Source organism: Rubricoccus marinus, from assembly GCF_002257665.1.
In the GTDB taxonomy this organism is placed as follows: domain Bacteria; phylum Bacteroidota; class Rhodothermia; order Rhodothermales; family Rubricoccaceae; genus Rubricoccus; species Rubricoccus marinus.
Genome location: NZ_MQWB01000001.1, coordinates 2,322,021 through 2,341,341, shown reverse-complemented (window position 1 = coordinate 2,341,341; position 19,321 = coordinate 2,322,021). Strand labels below are relative to the sequence as shown.

Below are 19,321 nucleotides of genomic sequence, written 5' to 3'. Positions count from 1 at the left end.
GTACGTGGCGCTCGGCGTATCGGTCGGCGTGCTCGCGAGCCTGCGCGCGTTGATCCCGGACGCTGTGATCCCGGCGTTGCTCGTCGGCACGGCGCTGCTGGTGGTGTTCGCGCTCACGCGTTCGCCAGAGGACGACCGCCCCGGCGGGCCGCTGGTGGACACGGCGGCGACAGCGCTTGGCGTGCTGTACCCGGCTTTTCTGGCGGGTGCCGCCGTTGCGCTGCGGGAGGCGGACCTGCTCGGCATGGAGGCGTTCTGGCTGACGATGACGACCCTTGTTGGCGTGTGGGCGTCTGATACCGGCGCGTATGCGGCCGGGCGTGCCTTTGGAAAGCGGAAGCTGTTTCCGCGCGTCTCGCCCAACAAAACGTGGGAGGGCGCGATGGGCGGCGTGGTCTCGGCCATCGCCTTTGCCGCGCTCGCGAAGGTGACCGTCCTCTCCGGCGTGTTCACGTGGGGCGACGTCGCCGTTATCGGCCTGTGCTGCGGCGCCGCGAGCCAACTCGGCGACCTCGCGGAAAGCCAACTCAAGCGGGCCGCTGGCGTCAAGGACTCCGGGACATGGATCCCCGGCCACGGCGGCATGCTGGACCGCATCGACGCGGCCGTGATCGCGGTGGCTCTCGTCGCGGCTTACGCCGAGGCCGTGCGCGGCTGGATCGCCTAGCCTCTGGCGCCAGAGGCAGACGCGTCTCGCAGAGGCTAGCGCGTCACGCTGAGCAGGCGCGTGACTGGCACACCATCGATCTCGACGCGAACCGCGTACGTCGCGGCTGGGAGGCTATCGATGTCGAGGTCCACGGTGCGCTGCCCGGCCGACAACAGGCCGCTAAAGGGCTCCACGAGTTCGCGGCCCAAGAGGTCAAGAACCGTGACGCGGACGCCAGAGGCCTCGCTGAGATCGAGGTGGACCGCGCCGGCCTCTGGCGCCGGGTTGGGAAACAGCCGCACCGAGGTGAGGCCCTCCGGGAGCCGCTCCACGCCCGGCGCCACGTTGTCTACGACGGCGTCGATCCACATCCACGTCTGTAGCGGGTTGCCACCCGTGTTGACGTACTGGTTGGTCATGATCCAGCCGCCGTTGACGCCGTGCCACGTGTTGGGGATAAACTCCGGGGCGCGCTGGCCGGTGGTCGCGATGGCGAGGGAATCGCCGAGCGCGCTCTGATCGAACGGGACGACGATAAAGAAGGTGCTCTGCGAGACCGCGACGGGCGATGAGAACCGGACGGAGGTCGGGACCGGCCCTGCGTTGCTCAGCTGGATGTCCGAGATCGGGAAATCCTGCGAGTAGAGTTGAGCCTGGGGCCCTGACTGGGGTGTGCCGGTCCACACCTGCACCGTGTAGTTGGGCTGGTCCGGCGTGATGGCCTTTACCCCGAAGAAGAGGTCCGCCCCCGTCACGAATGCAGATGGAGAGCCGCCCAGCAGGGTAAAAGCCTCGGCTAGCTTGAAGTCCATCGGGCCCGTCCCGAACGTGTAGCCAAAGCCGGTCCCACTGCCGTACGTCCGCACGTCGGGCGTCGCGGTCGCCTTGTCGAAGTTCTCGATCACGGTCGCGCCCTGGAGCGAGGGCGCGGCCTCTTGCGACCACGGCGCCAGAGGCGTTCCGGTGTCGTTGAGGGTCTGCGCGGCCGAGGAGGCGCTACCGAGCGAAAGAACGAGAGCGGCGGAGAAGAGGGCGCGGAGCATACAAGCGGGGGAGGGGGACGGGTCGCCTCTGGCGGCTGCGGTGCCTACTCGTGCCGCAGCCGTTCGATCCCCACCCTCTGGAATGGCCCTGTCCCGGTGCTAGTCCCGAGCTACGCTCTTCCCCACTGGCCTAGACGCGGTAGTGCCTCCAGCGCCGGAGGCCTGCCAGATTCTGGGCTCAGCGGCGGTCCTGGCCGTAACGTACCAGAGCCCATCCCAGTCCTGACATGCGTTTTGCCGCCGTTGTTCTCGCCCTGCTGATCGCTTTGCCTCTTGCGGGGTGCGCGTCATCGCCTCGTGCGCCTATGTCCATCGGCGAGCCCGTGCTCACGGCGCAGGCATCGGGCGCCGACGTGCTGCTGATCGCGGCGCACGCCGTGGACGAGCATGTGGTATGGGCCTCTGGCGCCAGCGGCACCGTCGTGCGTACGACCGACGGCGGCGCGACGTGGACGCCGATGGTGGTGGCGGGGGCGGACTCCCTCCAGTTCCGCGACGTCCACGCTTGGAGCGACCAGTCCGCGCTGGTGCTCAGCATCGGAAACGGCACGGACTCCCGGATCTACCGAACGGACGACGGCGGAGCGTCCTGGGCACAGACGTTCCTCAACGAGGACCTCGACGCCTTCTACGACTGCTTCGCGTTCTGGGGCGAGAGCGGCCTCTTGTTCAGCGACTCGGTGGAGGGCGCCTTCCCCATCCAGCGCACGACCGATGGTGGGCGCACGTGGATGCCCATCCCAGCCGACAACCTCCCTGCGGCGCAAGAGGCCGAGGGCAGCTTCGCCTCCAGCGGCACCTGCGTCGCCACCTCTGGCGAGGCCACGGGCTGGATCGCGACCGGAAACGGCGCCACCCCGCGCGTGCTCCGCACCACGGACCGCGGCGCGACGTGGACCGCGGCCGAGCTCCCGCTCGAAGGCGGCGAGGCCTCTGGCGGCGCGACTATCGCCTTCGGGTTTGGTGAGCGCGCGCTGATCGCGGGTGGCAACATCGGCGCGCCCAAGGAATACGGCCGCGCTGTGGCGGTTACGGTTGACGGCGGCGAGACGTGGGCGGAAGGGGGGAGGCTCCCGTTTACCGGGGCGCTCTACGGCGCCGCGTTCGTGCCGGGGACCGAGGCTGTCGTAGGCGTCGGACCGGGCGGTGTGGCCCTCTCGCGCGATGCTGGTGCGTCGTGGGCGCCTCTGTCTAGCGAGACGCATTGGGGCCTCGCGATGGCCGGGAGGCAAGGGTGGCTCGTCGGGCCTGGCGGGCGGATCACGCACGTGCAGTTCTAGGCCTCTGGCGCCAGAGGCCAGCGGAACGGCGACCGGGGCGGGGCGTGAGCGCGACTCTCACACCCACCTCCTGCTATGAACTTGGACTCCACCGTCGCCGTCGTTACCGGCGCCAGCCGCGGGATCGGCCGCGCCACATCGCTCGCCCTCGCCGCTGGCGGCTGCCACGTGTTCGGCCTCGCGCGATCCGAAGGCGATCTCGAATCCCTCTCCGAGATCCTCGGTGACCGCTTTACACCGCTCGTCGCGGACGTCACCGATCCCCAGGCTACCAAGGACGCGATCGACCGAGCGGCGGAAGAAGGTGGGCGGTTGGACATCCTGGTCAACAACGCCGGGCTGGGCCGCTTCGACCCCGTGGACGAGCAGAGCCTGGACGACTGGAATCTCCAGATCGATACCAACCTCTCCGGCGTGTTCTACTGCACGCGCGCGGCCGTTCCGCACATGAAGGCCCAGGCGAAGGAGCGCGGCGACGGTACCGAGGCCGGCCACATCGTCCATGTCGCGAGCATCGCGGGCCTGATCGGCAACCCGAACCTCAGCGCGTACAACGCCACCAAGCACGGCCTCCGCGGCTTCTCGGACGCGACGATGAAGGAGCTCCGTCCCTTCGGTATCCGCACGACCTGCGTGTACCCCGGCTCGGTCGACACCTCGTTCGGCGACAAGGCCGGCATGAGCGAGAACCCCCACGCGATGTCTCCGGAGTCCATCGCCGACACCATCTGCCACGTCATCACGTCGCCGTACAAGACGCTGATCTCCGAGGTCGTCATGCGCCCGATGGGCGCGCGGAAATAGCCTCTGGCGCCAGATGCACGTAAAAGCCCCCCGGCGCCGGAGCACCGGGGGGCGAGAGCCAGGCGCCAGAGGCGCCTGAATCGGCTGGCGTTTCCGCCAGAGGCTTACCGGATCGTGTTGCCGTCCGCGTCGATCACCTCGACGGGGCCGACGTTCAGGTCACGGATCGGCTGCTCGATCTTCGACAGGTCGCCGACGATCACCCAGACGATGTTGTCCGGGCGGACAAGCGCCTGAGCCGCGCGCGACACCTGGTTGGCGTCCAGGTCCGTCACGGCGCGGGCGTACGTCGCGTAGTAATCGTCCGCGAGGTCGTACTGCACGATCTCCGCGACCGAGCCCTGCACAGCGCCAAGGGTTTCCCAGCGTCCGGAAAGCGTGAGCGTCTGGCCGGCGATCGCCTGTGCCACTTCCGCCTCCGTCGCCGGGCGGTCGCCCACGATGTCGCGAAGCTCCTTGACCACCTCGTTCATGGACTCCGCCGTCTTGTCTGTCTGCACACCGGAGTACACGATAAACGGCCGCTGGCCTCTGGCGCCGAGCAGAAGCGTCTGCGCGCCGTAGCTCCAGCCTTTGTCCTCGCGGAGGTTCATGTTGATGCGCGAGGTGAAGCTGCCACCGAGGACGGTGTTCAGCGTCGAGATCGCAAGGTCGTCCGGGTTGTCCCGCTTGGGCGCGAGGTGCGAGGCCATGATGATGGACTGCTGCGCGCCGGGGCGGTCGAGAAGGAAGACCTTCGTCTCAGGCTGCTCCACGTCGGCCACGTTCTTGACCGGCACGTCGCCGCGCTCCCAATCCCGGAACTGGCGCTCAAGGACCGGCACCAACTCGTCCATGGTCACGTCACCCGCGACGACGAGCGTCGAGTTGTTGGGCTTGAACCACGTCTCGTGGAAGCCTACGAGGTCGTCTCGCGTGAAGCTCATCACCGCCGCCTCCGTGCCGGAGCCGGAAAGCGGGAGGCTGTACGCGTGGCCTTCGCCGTAGAGCTTGGCCGGCAGCACGCGGACCGCGAGGCCGACGGGCTGCGACTTCTCGCCCTGGATCTGAGCCAGGCGCTGCTGACGCAGACGCTCCAACTCCTGGGCCGGGAAGTCCGGGCGCAGCGCGATGTCGGTCATCAGCTGCACCGTCTCCGCAAGGTTGTCCGTCAGCGCAGACGCCGTGACGTTGAGCACGTCAATAGCCGCGCCGGTGCCGATTCCAGTCCCGAGTTCGGACTCGCGGGCGGCGATCTCCAGCGCGCTCATGCCCGCTGCACCTTCGTCCATCATGTCCATCGTGAGGCTCGCGAGGCCCGGCCGCGCCGGGTCGTCCGCGGCGTACCCCGCGTCCACGATGAGCTGCAGGTTCACGAGCGGAATGTCGTGGCGCTCGGCGAGCACCACCTCCAGGCCGTTCGAGAGCGTGCGGCGCTGAAGGGTGGGGAACGTGACGGCAGCCGTGCCGCCCATCACTTCCGGGACGCCAGCGGCCCGGTCCACGTCCGTCGCAGACGCAGAGAACTGCGGCATCGGCGTCGTGATCAGCGTGTAGCTGCCCATGTTCATCCACTTCCGAGCCACAGCCAGAACCTCCTCTGGCGTTGCCGAGAGCACGTCTGCGAGGTCATCGCGGTAAGCGTCCGGGCTGCCCTGGTAGACGAAGTTCTCCGCCAACACGTCGCTCTTGCCGCCGAAGCCGCCGATGCGCTCAATGCCTCGAATAAAGTTGGCGCGGGTCTCGGTCTTGACGCGCTCCATCTCCTCGTCGGTCGGGCCTTCGCGTAGGAAGCGCGCGAGTTCCTCGTTGACGGCCGTCTCGACCGTCTCGATGGCGACGCCCGGCCGGGCCGTTGCGACGACCTGAAGCTGGCTGCCGATCTCCGAGCCCGCCACGTAGGCGAAGGCGCCCGTCGCGATCTGGTCGGTGTAGACGAGGCGCTCGTAGAGGCGCGAGGTCTTGCCGGACGAGAGGATGCTCGTCGCCACGTCCAACAGGTTGTAGTCCCGCGATCCCAGCTCCGGCACGTTCCACACGCGCTGCATGCGGGCCTGCGGCACGCGGTCCTCCGTCACCTGGCGGCGGTCCTCCGTCATCGGTGCCACCCAGCGCTCAAACGACGCGACCGGCGGGCCGGGCTCGATGTCGCCGAAGTAGCGGGTCACCTTCTCCAGCGCGACCTCTGGCGTGATGTCGCCCGCGAGGACGATGACCGCGTTGTTGGGACCGTAGTAGGTGCGGAACCACTCCTTCACGTCGTCCAGAGACGCCGCGTTGAGGTCGTCCAGCGAGCCGATCACCGAGTGGTCATACGGGTGGCCCTTCGGGTACGTGGCGTCGATGACCAGCTGGCGGGAGGCACCATAGGGGGCGTTCTCGCCCTGGCGCTTCTCGTTCTGCACCACGCCGCGCTGCTCGTCCAGCTTCTCCTGCGTAACGGCGCCGAGCAAGTGGCCCATGCGGTCACTCTCCATGAACAACGCCGCGTCCAGCGCGCCGACGGGCACGTTCTGGAAGTAGTTCGTGCGGTCAGTGTTCGTCGTGCCGTTGAGGTCCGTTGCGCCGATGCGCTCCATGACCTGGAAGTAGTCGTCGTCGAAGTTTTCGGACCCGTTGAACATCAGGTGCTCGAACAGGTGCGCGAATCCGCTGCGGCCAGCAGGCTCGTTTTTGGAGCCGACGTGGTACCACACGTTGACAGCCACGATGGGCGCCTTGTGGTCCTCGTGGACGATGAGCGTCAGCCCGTTGTCGAGCGTGAACATCTCGTACTCGAGATCGGGGATGCCCTCCAGGGGATCACTCTGCGCCGACGCCAGAGGCGAGAGCAGGAGTGCGAGGAGCGCGAGAGAAAGAAGTCGCATGCGTGGAGAGGGATAGTGTTGGATAACGCACCTATAGATAGGCCGGCATGTGCACAGCCGTGCAACGGACCGCGCTGCGCCGATGTTCTCCATTCGGTTTTCGACGGGACGCCTCTGGCGCGGGACGCCTCTGGCGCGGGACGCCTCTGGCGCGGGACGCCTCTGGCGCGGGACGCCTCTGGCGCGGGACGCCTCTGGCGCGGGACGCCTCTGGCGTGAGGAGCCGTCGTTTCCCTGGTATTGATGTGTGGGCCGCAAGAGAGGGAACTGCGGGAGGACTCACCGTGTGGAGGACATCCCTTCTCATAATCCCCCTCTCGATATGAAAGCCCTCACTTGGCACGGCCAGGGCGACGTCCGCGTGGACACCCACCCCGATCCCGAGATCGAAGAGCCGACCGACGTGGTCATCAAAGTGACCTCTACGGCGATCTGCGGCTCCGACCTCCACCTCTTCGACGGCTTCGTGCCGATGATGAAGTCGGGCGACATCATCGGCCACGAGCCGATGGGCATCGTCGAGGAGGTCGGCAGCGGCGTGACGCGCCTCAAAAAAGGCGACCGCGTCGTCGTCCCGTTCACGATCTCGTGCGGGCACTGCTGGTTTTGCGACCAGACGCTGTTCTCGCTGTGCGACAACACGAACCCCAAGCCCGAGAACGCGCGGCAGGCGATGGGCCACGCCCCCGCCGGGATCTACGGCTACTCCCACCTCACGGGCGGTATCCCCGGCGGGCAAGCCGAGTACCTCCGCGTCCCGCACGCGGACGTGGGCCCCATCAAGGTCCCCGATGGCCTCACCGATGAGCAGGTGCTCTTCCTCTCTGACATCTTCCCGACCGGCTACATGGGCGCGGAGAACGCCGAGATTCAGCCAGGCGAGACGGTCGCCGTGTGGGGCTGCGGTCCGGTCGGGCAGTTCGCGATCCAGAGCGCGTGGATGCTGGGTGCCGGACGCGTGATCGCTATCGATCGCGAGCCGGAGCGGCTGCGCATGGCGGCGGAGAACTCGAAGGCCGAGACCATCAACTTCGAGGAGGTCGACGGCAAGCTGCACGAGCTGCTCAGCGACATGACCGATGGGCGCGGTCCAGACCGCTGCATCGAGGCCGTGGGAATGGAGGCCCACGGGGCCAGCGCCGCCAAAACCATCGTGGACAAAGCCGCGCAGGCAACGCACACCCAGAGCGACCGGACGTACGCGCTGAACCAGGCCATCATGGCGTGTCGCAAAGGCGGCACGATCTCCATGCCCGGTGTCTACGCGCAATCCGGCTCGGTCAAACTCGGCCCGCTGATGAACAAGGGGCTCACGCTGAAAACGGGGCAGACCCACGTGCAGCGCTACCTCGAACCGCTCATGCAGAAGATCGAGAGCGGTGAGATCGACCCCTCGTTCATCATCACGCACACCGCGCCTCTGGCGGACGCGCCGAAGATGTACGAGACGTTCCGGGACAAAAAGGACGACTGCATCAAGGTGGTCCTCAAGCCCTAGGCCCCAGCGTCTCGTCCCCGACCCGCCTCTGGCGCTCGCATTGGCGCCAGAGGCGGTCCTTTTGTACCCAATCTCTCAGACTCGGCACAGCCGACGTTTGGAACGGAATCCCGACCGCTCGACATGTCCCTGCCCGGCCCCGCCTCCGACCAGCACCCGGCCTTCGATCCTCGCGGCCCCTACACGCGCGCGGTCTCACTTGCCGAGGTGGCCGAGCGGATCGGCCGCGTCCCCATCGACGGCTCGCCAGAGGAGATGCGCCGCGCGTACGCGTGGCTCCTGCGTGCCGACGCGATGGGCACGCCCATCCCAGTCGGGCATCCGGCCCGCGTGGGCGGCATCGGCGGCTGGGCGATCCCCGGACCAGACGGCGCGACGGACGACCCACGGGTGGTGTGGCTGCACGGCGGCGGGTACGTGTTTGGGTCTCCGGAGACGCACTGGCGCGCTGCAGCGACGTTCGCGGTGCTCGTAGGCGAGCCCGTGTTCATGCCGCGCTACCCGCTTGCGCCGGAGCGCCTGTGGCCGGCGCCGCTCGGCGACGCCTTAAGCGTGGCACGGGCAGTCTTGGAACGGGGGCCTCTGGCGCTTGTCGGCGATAGCGCCGGTGGGCACCTCACGCTCGCGACGGCGCTCGCGCTCGCGAAAGAAGGCACGCCCGCGACCGTCGCCGCCGTCTTCTCGCCCAACGCCGACCGGACCGGCCTCAGCGACACGCGCGAAGCGAACTCCTCCACGGACGCGATGAACAACGACGAGGACGACCGCCGGTGCGCCTCCATCTCGACGGGCCCCGTCGATCTCCCTGACGACGATCCCACGATCTCGCCGCTCGTCGATGACCTCTCGCTTCTTCCTCCGCTCCACGTCGAAGTGGGGGAGACGGAGGTGCTGCTCGGCGAGGCTCAAATACTCGCTGAGCGCGGGCGCGCCGCTGGCGCCGAGGTCTCGCTCCATATCGAGCCCGAGGCGTTCCACATGTGGCAGCTCTGGTCGCCGTGGCTGCGCGAGGCGAACGAGTCGCTGGAGCGCGCCGCCCGGTTCGTTTCCGAACGGCTGGAGCGCTGAGGCTCGCGCCAGAGGCCGACGGCAGAGACGCGCCCCGCACACGACGGCCTCTGGCGCCGCGTTAGGCGGAACACGCACCCTCAGGGCGGGTGAACCCCGCCTCTACTGGATTCCGACATGCGCTTCTCCCTTCTCGTGCTCCTCGCTGCTGGCCTCGCGGGCTGCGGCGGCTCCGACGCCCCCGAGCCTCCGACCTCCGATGTTCCGTCCGAGCCCAGCGCGACGGCGACCGTCGCCTCCCCGTCCACGCCGGACCTGCCGGGCAACCCCACGCCAGAGGCCGCGAGCGATACGCTCACGGTCGTCTTTTTCGGCGACAGCCTCACGGCGGGCTATGGCCTCGCGAACCCCGACGAGACGGCGTACCCCGCGCTACTCGCGGGGAAGATGGAGGCCTCTGGCGTCCCGGCGCGCGTCGTCAACGCGGGGCTGAGCGGGGAGACCAGCGCGGGCGGTCTGCGCCGCGTGGACTGGATCCTCTCGCGCAACACGCCCGACGTGTTCATGCTCGCGCTCGGCGCCAACGACATGTTGCGGGGCCAGCCGCCGGCGGAGACGGAAAAGAACCTCCGCGCCACGCTAGACAAGGTGCGCGAGGTCGCGCCAGAGGCCCGGCTCGTCGTCGCGGGCTTGGAGGCCTTGCCCAACCTCGGCGCGGCTTACGGCGACGCCTACCGACAGGTCTTCCGCGACGTAGCCGCGGACTACGACGCGGCTTTCTTGCCGTTCTTGCTGGACGGCGTCGCGGGCGACCCCGCGCTCAACCAGCAGGACGGCGTGCACCCGACCGCCAGAGGCCACCAGATCATGGCCGCGACGGTGTGGGAGACGCTTCAGCCGGTCGTGAGCGAGGCCGCCTCTGGCGCCAGAAGCTAGAAGTCCACGCTCGCGTTGAACCCCATCTTGGGGGCGAGGGGGGCGCTCTGGCTCACACGGAGCGTTTCGACCGCCGCGACGTTTCCCTGCTGATCGTCGCATCCAGGCTGACGCCAATGCGCTGCGATACGTCGGACGGTGGAGAAACGGACTCTAGGGCTCAGCCCACCTCGCATCGGAGCGGCCGCCAGAGGCGCAGGCCGCCGGGCTCCTGGGCGAGGCCGCTTGCGACGTCTCGTCTCGCTCCCGACCGCTCCGCGCCAGAGGCTCAGGCGGGATCGGAGACCTTGGCCTCGGTTCCGGTCACCAGCCGCCGCACGTTGTCTCGGTGCGTCCACACGATGAACAGCGGGACTGCGAGGGCGAACACCCAGATGGCCGTCGCGAAGGTGCGGCCGAGCACGAACTGCTGAACGATGAGCGTCGCGGGGATCGTGGTCGCCGCGAGGATGGAGCCCAGCGAGACCAAGCGCGTGCTGGCAACGGTCACGACGAAGACGAGCAGCCCGGCGAGAACGGCGATAGGGACCAATCCCGTCAGCATGCCCGCGCCGGTCGCGACGCCCTTGCCGCCCTTCCAGCCTCCGAAGAACAACGCGCCCCAAACGGTTACGACGTGCCCCAGCATCGCGACCGCGCCCGCGACGACCATCGTCCACACGGGTGCGCCCTCGCCCAACACGAGAATGGGCAGCGCGACCGTCGCAACGAGCCCTTTGAGGAAGTCCAGGATGAACACGAGGGCGCCCGGACCTCGGCCCATCACCCGCATCGCGTTCGTAGCGCCAGCGTTGCCGCTGCCGTGCGCACGGAGGTCCACGCCGCGCGCTTTGGCCACGACGAGGCTAAAAGGAATGGCGCCCAGCAGGTAGGCGCAGACGAACAGCAAAGCGACCATGCCCCAAGATAGACGCGCCCGGCGCCTTCTTCCGCCAGAGGCTCGGAATCAGCGGCATTCAACAACGCGGTGTGGAGGCTCTGTTAGGCAGGGTGGAACAGGCAGTTAAGGGGCGGCCAAGATGCTACGATACCGGGCGTTGTACAGGACCGCTATATCGTTACGCCCTACCTTCTCGCATCGCAACGCGATACAACCGCTTCACCCCGCGGTTTCCGCTGTACCACTCCCCGGTGACCATGTGCTCCGTTGGACTCTCCTGATCTCCCTGTTTGGCTTGCCTCTGGCGGCCCCCGCGCCTGCCCAGACCGCTCCAAGCGGCCCCACGGCCTCTTCTAGCGACCCCATCACGCCTGGCGGCCGCCGGGCCGAGCGCAACGTGCGCCGAGGCGTCGCGAGCTACTACGCGCGCTCCCTCCACGGCCGCCGTACCGCCTCTGGCGAGCGGTACAACCACAACGCGATGACCGTCGCGCACAGGTCGCTCCCCTTTGGGACGCTCCTCCGCGTCGAGGACGAGCGCACCGGCCGCCGCATCATGGTGCGCGTCAACGACCGCGGACCGTTCGTGCGGGGCCGCGTGCTGGACCTCTCCGGCGCCGCCGCCGACAAGCTTCAGATGCGCCGCCGTGGCACGGCCCGCATCGGCTACGAGATCGTGGACCCCGCGGCTCTGCCCAGCCGCCGGACGCCACCGCCGCGCAAGGTGCGCCACTTCTAGGCGCCACCTCCGGCCCTTGGCTCCACGCCCCGGTACCGACGTGCCGGGGCGTTTTGTTTGCCTCTGGCGCGCGTACGCTGCGCGGACCACGCTGCTAGAAGAGGGGTCAATAGGGGCGCAAGAGGCCTCTGGCGGCGCGCTCGGCTACGCCCCTGACTTGGACGCCCGCGTGGGGGTAGCGCTCAGCCGCTCCAACACGTCGTGGCGGCGCGACCGGCTCACGCTCAGAACGGGCCCGTCCCGGAGGCGCACCGAGTAACTGCCGCCGGCCGCCGTCATCATCGCCTCGACGTGCCCGAGTTGGACGATCGTCGAGCGGTGGATGCGGGCAAAGAGCGCGGGGTCCAGCGCATCCTCGATCTCCTGCATCGTCTCTCGGATCACGTACACGTCGTCTCGGGCGTGCAGCTCAGCGTACGGACCGGAGGCGGAGATGTACGCCACGTCCAAAACCGGGACAAACGCGGTCTGGCCGCGGACGTCTACGGGAAACCGTTCGAGGTACGTGGGGGCCTCGGCAGAAGTGGGCCTCTGGCGACCTTCGACCTGGCGGAAACGGACGGCACGGCACGCCCGCTTCAGTGCTTGCGCGAACCGCTCGTCGTCGTACGGCTTCAGGAGGTAGTCCGCCGCAGCCGCGTCGAACGCCGCGATGGCATGCTGATCGTACGCCGTCACGAAAACCGTCTCCGGCATCGCGTCCACGCCAAACTCATGGATCACGTCCAGCCCGCTCATCCCCGGCATCCGCACGTCTAGAAACACGATGTCGATGGGCTCGCCCTCCGCCTGGTGCTTCTCCAGCGCCGCGATCGCCTGCGGACCCGTCGCGGCGGTGCCCACCACCTCCACGCCAGAGGCCCGCGCGATGAGGTCCTCGACGCGCCGTCGCGCGAGGGGCTCATCGTCGACGACGAGGACGCGAAGCGGGCTGCTCATGGCCACACCTGGCTAAGAGGCTCGTCCGCCAAAGGCGCCTCTAACGAGCCGGCCTGCACCCTCGCGGGCGCCTGCTCTGCCGCCCCGTTCTGCAACGGGGCTCTGGCCTCTGGCGAGCCCACGCTGCGGTACGGAATCACGACCTCGGCCACGACGCCGCCGCCAGAGGCCGGGGACAGCGTCAGGGAAGCCGCGCCACCGTAGAGCGCGTCCAGGCGCGCTCGCGTGTTGGCAAGCCCAACGCCGAGGCGGGAGCTTTTGGCCTCTGGCGGCAGGCCCGGGCCGTCGTCCTCCACGCGCAGCACGAGCGTGGCGCCGACTCGCGAAGCCGAGAGCCGCACCGTTCCGACGCGGTCGGAGATCTGGGAGATGCCGTGGCCGACCGCGTTTTCCACGAGCGGCTGCAGGATGAGAGGTGGCACGAGTGCGGCGAGCGTACCGGGCTCCCATGACTCCTCGACGCGCAGGCGGTCCTGAAGCCGGATCTGTTGCACGTCCAGGTAGTCGCGAAGGAAGTCGGCCTCCTCGCGCAGCGGCATCTCCTGAACGCTCCCGTCTGAATCCAGCACACGGCGCAAGAGGCTGCTCAGCCGCGCGATCATCGTCCGAACGCCCGCAGGGTCGTGCTCAACGAGCGCGCTCACGGCGTTGAGCGTATTAAAGAGGAAATGCGGGTTGAGCTGCATCCGAAGGGCGGAGAGCCGCGCTTCGGCGAGCTGGGCTTCGAGCCGCGCGCGGTCCGCGACCAGTTGCGCTCGCTCGGAGCGCAGGCGCTCGGCCTCGGCCCGCCGCTCCTGCACCTGAAACATCGCGGTCCGGGCGTACCCGGCGGCGAGGATCGCGAGGTACACCACCACCTCGTCCAGCATCCGGAGCCGCACGAACGACCCCGCGGCGGTCCACTGGCGGTCCAACGGGACCGGCCCTCGGAGCAACGGGCGGAAAACGCCGCGCGTGATGTATTCCACGACGAACGCGATCGCGAGACCGGCCACGACTTGCAACGCGATCCGGCTTACCCACGCGCCGCGTTCGGCTGGAGCGCGGCGGACGAGCCAGAAAACGGCGGGCGTCAGCAGCGCCCACAGTCCGATCTCGGCCATCATCTCGGCGATCGCGTTCCACGCGATGGGCTCTCCGGGTCCAGACCGCGAGATCTCGCGCGCCGACATCAGCAGCCCGAGCGTGAACCAGAAGGCGACGGCCACAGCCCCTTCCATGCGACGGGACCACGGCCGGGCGGGCGTCATAGGCGTCGGGTCCGGCGGAATCATGCGCACAATCTAGCCTCTGGCGAGCCGCCGTTTCCCCGAGTTGAGCGCTCTGAGGACCGTTCGTGACACGGACGTGCTACTCGTAACAGCCAGAGGATCTGTGCGGGCGTCGCGCGATTTGCCCACCAGAATCCCACCCGACATCATGCACCGCTTGCTTCGCCTTTCCCTTCTCGCATTCGTCATCTTCGCCTCTGGCGCGGTGGCGCCAGAGGCCCTCGCGCAAGACGGCTCGGTTACGGGCCGCGTGCTGGACGCCGAGAGCGACCTCCCGCTTCCCACCGCGACCGTCGCGCTGTGGTCGCTCGGCGCCGACTCCACGTTGGTCGGCGGCGGCTCGGCCAACCTCGACGGCGAGTTCAGCGTGACCGCCGAGCGCGGACAGTACACCCTTGTCGTCAGCTTCGTCGGCTATGGCGACGTGCGCCAGAGGCTGACGTTGGGGGCTCAGCCGGTGGAGGTGGGCGCGGTCCGGCTCTCGCCCGATACCGAGGCCCTCGCAACGGTCAGCGTCCAGGGCGAGCGCACGCAGGTCGCCTCGCGCATCGACCGGACGGTGTACAACACCGCCGACGATCCTGTCTCCTCTGGCGGCAGCGCGACCGACGTACTCGCGAACCTGCCCTCGGTAGACGTGGACATCGACGGCAACGTCTCGCTTCGCGGTGCGGGCAGCGTCGCCGTGTTCGTCAACGGCCGCCCATCGCCGGTCTCTGGCGACTTTATCGCGTCGTACCTCCGCAGCCTGCCGGCGGGCACCATCGAGCGGGTGGAGGTGATCCCGAACCCGTCTGCGGCCTTCGAGCCCGATGGGGTGGGGGGCATCATCAACATCGTGCTCAAGGAGAACACGGACCTCGGGCTGGGCGGCACGCTGACCGCCGGGACCGATACCCAGGGCGGGCTGAACGCGACCGGCGCGCTGACCTACGGCAAAGGCCCGTGGTCGCTCGCGGCGACGTACGGCTACCGCGGCGACGTGCGCGCAGGCACGGGCACGAGCTTCCGCATCAACCGCTACGAGCTGGCCCCGTCTTCCCTGGACCAGATCGAGATGCAGGAGCGCAACCGCACGAGCAACTTCGTCAGCTTCGCTGCCGACTACTCCATTTCGCGCGCGACCGTTCTCACCTCACAGTTCCAACTCAGCGTGCAGGACAGCGACGAAGAGGAGCTCAACACCACGCTCCGCGCCGACGCCTCTGGCGCCCCGATGCTCCGGTACGAGCGCCTCGCGACCGAACTGGGCGACGGCTACTCCGGTGGCATCCGCCTGGGCCTACGGCAGACCTTCGGCGAGCGGCACACGCTCACCGTTGAGGGCAACGCCGAGGCCGAGGAAGAGGGCGAACTCCAGACCTTCCGCAACACCGTGCTCTCCGGAGTGGGCGACGACCTCGACGCGCCGCAGCAGACCGACGAGAACGATTCCGAGCGTGAGCTGGAGTTCCGCGTGGACTACACCCGGCCTCTGGCGGGATTCCAGGTCGACTTCGGCTACAACGGCAGCATTGAGCTGGAATCGAGCGACGTGGACGCGCAAAAGACCGATGACGCCAGCGGCCAGCTGGTGCCGGACCTCGACCTCAACAACGCCTACGACTTCGACGAGCGCGTCCAGGCAGTGTATGCTCAGGCCTCGCGAGACTGGGGTCTGTTCGGCGTCCAACTCGGTCTCCGCGCCGAGCAGGCCGTGACCACCTTCGACCTGCTCACGACCGATCAGAGCTACGACAACGACTACCAGAGCCTTTTCCCGAGCGCGTACCTCTCGGTCAAGCCATCGGAGTACACCACGCTCCGCGGCGGCTACAGCCGGCGCATCAACCGCCCGCGCCGGTGGGAACTCAACCCGTTCGTCTCACCCGAGAACCCGGACAACATCCGAGTCGGCAACCCCGCCCTGAAGCCTGAATACACGGACTCCTTCGAGATCCGCGCCGAGCAGATCACCGGGTTCGGTTCGCTGTCCATCACGCCGTACTACCGCCATACGACAGACGTCATCCGCCGGATCACGACGGTGCGCGAGGACGGCGTGACGGTCCGCACCACTGACAACCTCGACACCGCTGATGCGTGGGGCGCCGAAGGCGTCGTCTCGTTCGACGGCATCGGCGGCCTCAAGGGCTTCATAAGCCTCGAAGGCTACCGGCTCCAGACCGATGGCACCACGACCCAGGCCGCGCTCTCCAGCGACGCCTACGGTTGGGGCACACGCGTCAACGCGAACTACAGCTTTGGCGACCGCTTCGGCGTCGGCGCCCTTGACCTCCAGGCGACGGCGCGCTACACCGCGCCCATTGATACCGAGCAGGGCCGCGTCGGCGCCCGCACGTTTATCGACCTTGCGCTTCGCCAGAGGCTTCTCGGTGACAAGGCCTCGCTCACGCTCCAGGCGCGCGATCCGCTCGGCCTCGCCGGGTTCTCCTACGTCCAGGATGGCGTGGACCTCTACCAGGAGGTCTCGCGGGACTGGGGCGCGCAGCAGGTCGGCCTCACGTTCTCGTACACCTTTGGCCAGCAGGAGCCGCAGCGGGAGCGCGGCCAGCAGGGCGGCGGCGACTATGGCGGCGGCGAGGAGTACTAGGCTTTTCGCCAGAGGCCTCTGGCGGGCCTTCCGCACAAACGCCCCGGCGCATCGCGCGCCGGGGCGTTTTCTGTAGTCTCTGGCGCCAGAGGCTCACCCCCCGATCCGCTCTAGCGCCGCTTCCGCCTGGTCCGTCTGCCCGGCCTGCTGCCGGGCGCGCGCCCAGGCCCGCACCTCCTCCGCGCTTGCCGAGACGTGCGCGTCCTCCCGGACCGCCTCGGCCTCTTGCGTCTGACCCAGCGCCGCCAGAAGCCCTGCCTTGGTCATGCGGTTGGCGAAGGTGGGTTGCCGCGCGATGGAGGTCTCCACCCAGGTCAGCGCCTCCTCCATGCGCATCTCGTTGTCCAGCGCGTACTCCGCGATCTGATTCCAGCCCTCCCAGAAGAAGCGCGGCACGCCGCGAAGCTCGCGCTCCATGCTCGCGAGCACGACCGCAGGCGTGTCCACCGTCACGGAAACGGGCACTTCCAGCCCCGCCCAGTGCAGCACGAGGGTCGCGCCAGAGGCGGAGGGGGCGTCAAAGCGGTACTGCAGGCGCTCGGCCTCTGGCGCCGAGCGCGGCGCGACCGTCACGCGTAGGGCGTCCTCGGCGCGGTCATAGGAATACGAGCCCCAGGCGTCGGCCATCGTGGAGAAGATGACGGTCCATTCGCCTTCGCCCGGAATCGTGTGCAGGCCGTAGCGACCCGCTTCGAGAGGCTGACCCTCAATCATGATCGCGGTCGAGGTCTCGAACACGGTGTTCTCGTTGGCGCCCGCGCGCCACACCTCGCCGTAGGGCACCAGGCCGCCCCAGATCTCGCGCCCGCGGGCGGCGGGGCGGTGGTACTCCACGCTCATCTCCGTCAGGCCGACCGTCTGTTCCACGCGCGCGTGCGGACTCGCCTCGGGCGTGGTGAGCGTACGGTTCTGCGCCTGCGCCGCGCCAGAGGCCAGCACGAGGGCGAAGAGGAGAGGGGCAAGAGCGAGGCGCGGCATTGAGTCGTGACGGAGTGTGTGGTGAAACCTACCGCCTCTGGCGCGTTGCGGTATCTTGAACGCCCATGTAAGCGCTTACCCTCCCGATTCCAGATGTCTCTCGATTCTCCCCGCGTCGCCTACTTCTGCATGGAGTACGGCCTCGACGACGCGCTGAAAACCTATTCCGGCGGCCTCGGCATCCTGGCCGGTGACCACCTCAAAGGCGCCCACGATCTCGGCCTCCCGCTTGTCGGCATCGGCCTGAAGTGGAAGCAGGGCTACGTCCAGCAGCAGATCGACGAGGAGGGCTTCCAGGTGGACGCCTTCCCGACGTACTTCTACGGCGACGACGTCATGACCGACACGGGCGTCGAGGTGGCTGTCACCATCGCGGGTGACCACGTGCGCGTGAAAGTGTGGAAGTGCGACGCCTACGGCAACGCGCCGCTCTACCTCCTGGACACCGATCTCGACGGCAACCCGCACCGGTGGACGACGGGGCAGCTCTACGCCGGCCCGGAAAGCCGCCGCGTGGCGCAGGAGATCGTGCTCGGCGTCGGCGGCGTCCGCGCGCTCCGCGCCCTTGGCATCGAAACCGACGTGTACCACTTCAACGAGGGCCACGCGCTGCTGGCGGCGTTCGAGCTCGCGCGCGAGAAGATGGAGAGAGGCATGTCCCGCGACGAGGCGCTGGCCGAAGTCCGCGAGGAGTGCGTGTTCACCACACACACGCCCATCCCGCAGGGGAACGAGACCCACCCGACCGAGCGCCTCGTCTACATGGGCGCCGGGCTCGGCGTGATCGATCAGGACAAGCTCCGTGAGATCGGCGGCGAGCCGTTCAACATGACCGTCGGCGCGCTGCGCCTGGCGCGTGTTGCCAACGGCGTGGCGCAGCTGCACGGCAAGACGGCCAACGACATGTGGAACTGGGTGGAGGGCCGCGCGCCCATCCACGCCATCACCAACGGCGTCCACCCCGGAACCTGGATCGATCCGGACGTAGACCAGGCCGCGGTCGACGGCGACCTCGACGGCCTCTGGCGCGCGCACCAGGCCAACAAGCGCGCCCTTATCGCGCACACCAAAGAGCGCACCGGCGTTCAGTTCACCGAGGACAAGCTGCTGATTGGCTTCGCACGCCGCGCTGTCGCGTACAAGCGCGCGATGCTGATCTTCGAGGACGAGCAGAAGATCTCGCCGCTCTTGGAGACCGGCCGCGTGCAACTCGTCTTCGCCGGCAAGGCGCACCCGATGGACTCCAGCGGGAAGGCCATCGTGCAAGGGCTGGTGGAGATGCAGCGCCGCTACCCCGACTCCGTCGCGTTTATCACCGACTACGACATGGTGACCGGCGCAGCGATGACGCGCGGCTCCGACGTGTGGCTCAACACGCCGCGGCGCCCGAAGGAGGCCAGCGGCACGAGCGGCATGAAGGCCGCCATGAACGGCGTGCTCAACGCGAGCATCCTCGACGGCTGGTGGCCCGAGGCCGTCAACGACGGCAAGAACGGCTGGGACATCGGCAGCGGCTTCATCTCCGCAGACCAGCGCGCGCAGGACGAGCACGACGAGGCCTCCCTCTACGACGTGCTCCTCAACAAGATCATTCCGACGTACTACGACGAGCGGGACACGTGGATCGAGATGATGCGTCAGAGCATCCTCGACACGCGGGACTTCTTTTCATGTCATCGGATGGTGCGCGAGTATGTCGAAATGATGTATCGTCAGCCCGTCGCAGCGTAGAAGCCTCTGGCGAGCCGCTCGCCGCGATACACGACCGCCCCGTCGTCTCCGTGACGGCGGGGCGGTTTGCGGTTGTGGGGTCCGCGCGGGCCTCTCGCGCCAGAGGCCCGTCCTGGAAAGCGGCGT

At 68.3% G+C, this 19,321-nt stretch carries 16 protein-coding genes; 10 read left to right on the top strand and 6 right to left on the bottom strand.

Translation table 11 applies throughout. The annotated features are described in order from the left end of the window. Positions 1-667: phosphatidate cytidylyltransferase (locus tag BSZ36_RS09945; RefSeq protein WP_094548472.1), on the top strand; the 667-nt coding region annotated here is incomplete at its 5' end. A gap of 35 nt (positions 668-702) precedes the next feature. On the opposite strand, the gene BSZ36_RS09940 is transcribed toward BSZ36_RS09945, so the two are convergent. Next, on the bottom strand, positions 703-1,692 hold the full coding sequence (locus BSZ36_RS09940) for a T9SS type A sorting domain-containing protein (protein ID WP_094548470.1): 990 nt from the start codon (positions 1,690-1,692) through the stop codon (positions 703-705). Between the two features lie 227 nt (positions 1,693-1,919). Between BSZ36_RS09940 and BSZ36_RS09935 the strand changes: the two genes are divergently transcribed. After that, complete coding sequence (locus tag BSZ36_RS09935) at positions 1,920-2,972, top strand: WD40/YVTN/BNR-like repeat-containing protein (protein ID WP_143536839.1); 1,053 nt, start codon at positions 1,920-1,922, stop codon at positions 2,970-2,972. Positions 2,973-3,047: 75 nt separating this feature from the next. Further along, the gene (locus BSZ36_RS09930; RefSeq protein WP_094548466.1) at positions 3,048-3,776 is read left to right on the top strand and encodes an SDR family oxidoreductase; all 729 of its coding nucleotides are present in this window, start codon (positions 3,048-3,050) and stop codon (positions 3,774-3,776) included. 104 nt (positions 3,777-3,880) lie between these two features. Here the strand turns inward: BSZ36_RS09930 and BSZ36_RS09925 are convergent, their stop codons facing one another. After that, positions 3,881-6,622: a M16 family metallopeptidase gene (locus BSZ36_RS09925; RefSeq protein WP_094548464.1), complete on the bottom strand. Its 2,742-nt coding sequence runs from the start codon at positions 6,620-6,622 to the stop codon at positions 3,881-3,883. Between the two features lie 49 nt (positions 6,623-6,671). On the opposite strand from BSZ36_RS09925, the gene BSZ36_RS18945 reads away from it, so the two are divergent. The 4 genes from BSZ36_RS18945 (at position 6,672) to BSZ36_RS09910 (ending at position 10,064) form a co-directional block, all read left to right on the top strand. Then, a complete protein-coding gene (locus tag BSZ36_RS18945; protein WP_143536838.1) occupies positions 6,672-6,866 on the top strand; it encodes a hypothetical protein in 195 nt (64 codons plus the stop codon). Positions 6,867-6,944: 78 nt separating this feature from the next. Next, positions 6,945-8,120, top strand: coding sequence for a zinc-dependent alcohol dehydrogenase (locus tag BSZ36_RS09920; protein ID WP_094548462.1), 1,176 nt, complete (start codon positions 6,945-6,947; stop codon positions 8,118-8,120). A 123-nt stretch (positions 8,121-8,243) separates the two neighbouring features. Further along, the gene (locus BSZ36_RS09915) at positions 8,244-9,188 is read left to right on the top strand and encodes an alpha/beta hydrolase (protein WP_094548460.1); all 945 of its coding nucleotides are present in this window, start codon (positions 8,244-8,246) and stop codon (positions 9,186-9,188) included. 117 nt (positions 9,189-9,305) lie between these two features. Continuing rightward, positions 9,306-10,064, top strand: coding sequence for an arylesterase (locus tag BSZ36_RS09910; protein WP_094548458.1), 759 nt, complete (start codon positions 9,306-9,308; stop codon positions 10,062-10,064). Positions 10,065-10,332: 268 nt separating this feature from the next. Here the strand turns inward: BSZ36_RS09910 and BSZ36_RS09905 are convergent, their stop codons facing one another. Further along, positions 10,333-10,962, bottom strand: a complete 630-nt coding sequence (locus tag BSZ36_RS09905; protein ID WP_094548456.1) for a glycerol-3-phosphate acyltransferase — start codon at positions 10,960-10,962, stop codon at positions 10,333-10,335. A gap of 241 nt (positions 10,963-11,203) precedes the next feature. On the opposite strand from BSZ36_RS09905, the gene BSZ36_RS09900 reads away from it, so the two are divergent. Beyond that, positions 11,204-11,683, top strand: coding sequence for a septal ring lytic transglycosylase RlpA family protein (locus tag BSZ36_RS09900; RefSeq protein ID WP_218827632.1), 480 nt, complete (start codon positions 11,204-11,206; stop codon positions 11,681-11,683). Between the two features lie 144 nt (positions 11,684-11,827). Here BSZ36_RS09900 and BSZ36_RS09895 read toward each other — a convergent pair whose 3' ends face one another. Next, positions 11,828-12,622, bottom strand: coding sequence for a LytR/AlgR family response regulator transcription factor (locus tag BSZ36_RS09895; protein WP_218827631.1), 795 nt, complete (start codon positions 12,620-12,622; stop codon positions 11,828-11,830). Further along, a complete protein-coding gene (locus BSZ36_RS09890) occupies positions 12,619-13,896 on the bottom strand; it encodes a sensor histidine kinase (protein ID WP_094548450.1) in 1,278 nt (425 codons plus the stop codon). The genes BSZ36_RS09895 and BSZ36_RS09890 overlap by 4 nt, the downstream gene beginning before the upstream one ends. Before the next feature lie 145 nt (positions 13,897-14,041). On the opposite strand from BSZ36_RS09890, the gene BSZ36_RS09885 reads away from it, so the two are divergent. After that, on the top strand, positions 14,042-16,486 hold the full coding sequence (locus BSZ36_RS09885) for a TonB-dependent receptor domain-containing protein (protein WP_094548448.1): 2,445 nt from the start codon (positions 14,042-14,044) through the stop codon (positions 16,484-16,486). A 93-nt stretch (positions 16,487-16,579) separates the two neighbouring features. On the opposite strand, the gene BSZ36_RS09880 is transcribed toward BSZ36_RS09885, so the two are convergent. Further along, positions 16,580-17,464, bottom strand: coding sequence for a DUF2911 domain-containing protein (locus BSZ36_RS09880; RefSeq protein WP_094548446.1), 885 nt, complete (start codon positions 17,462-17,464; stop codon positions 16,580-16,582). A gap of 93 nt (positions 17,465-17,557) precedes the next feature. Here BSZ36_RS09880 and glgP point away from each other — a divergent pair, with 93 nt between their 5' ends. Then, positions 17,558-19,195 (top strand): alpha-glucan family phosphorylase, encoded by a 1,638-nt coding sequence (glgP, locus tag BSZ36_RS09875; protein WP_094548444.1) that lies wholly within the window; start codon positions 17,558-17,560, stop codon positions 19,193-19,195. Positions 19,196-19,321: the final 126 nt, after the last annotated feature.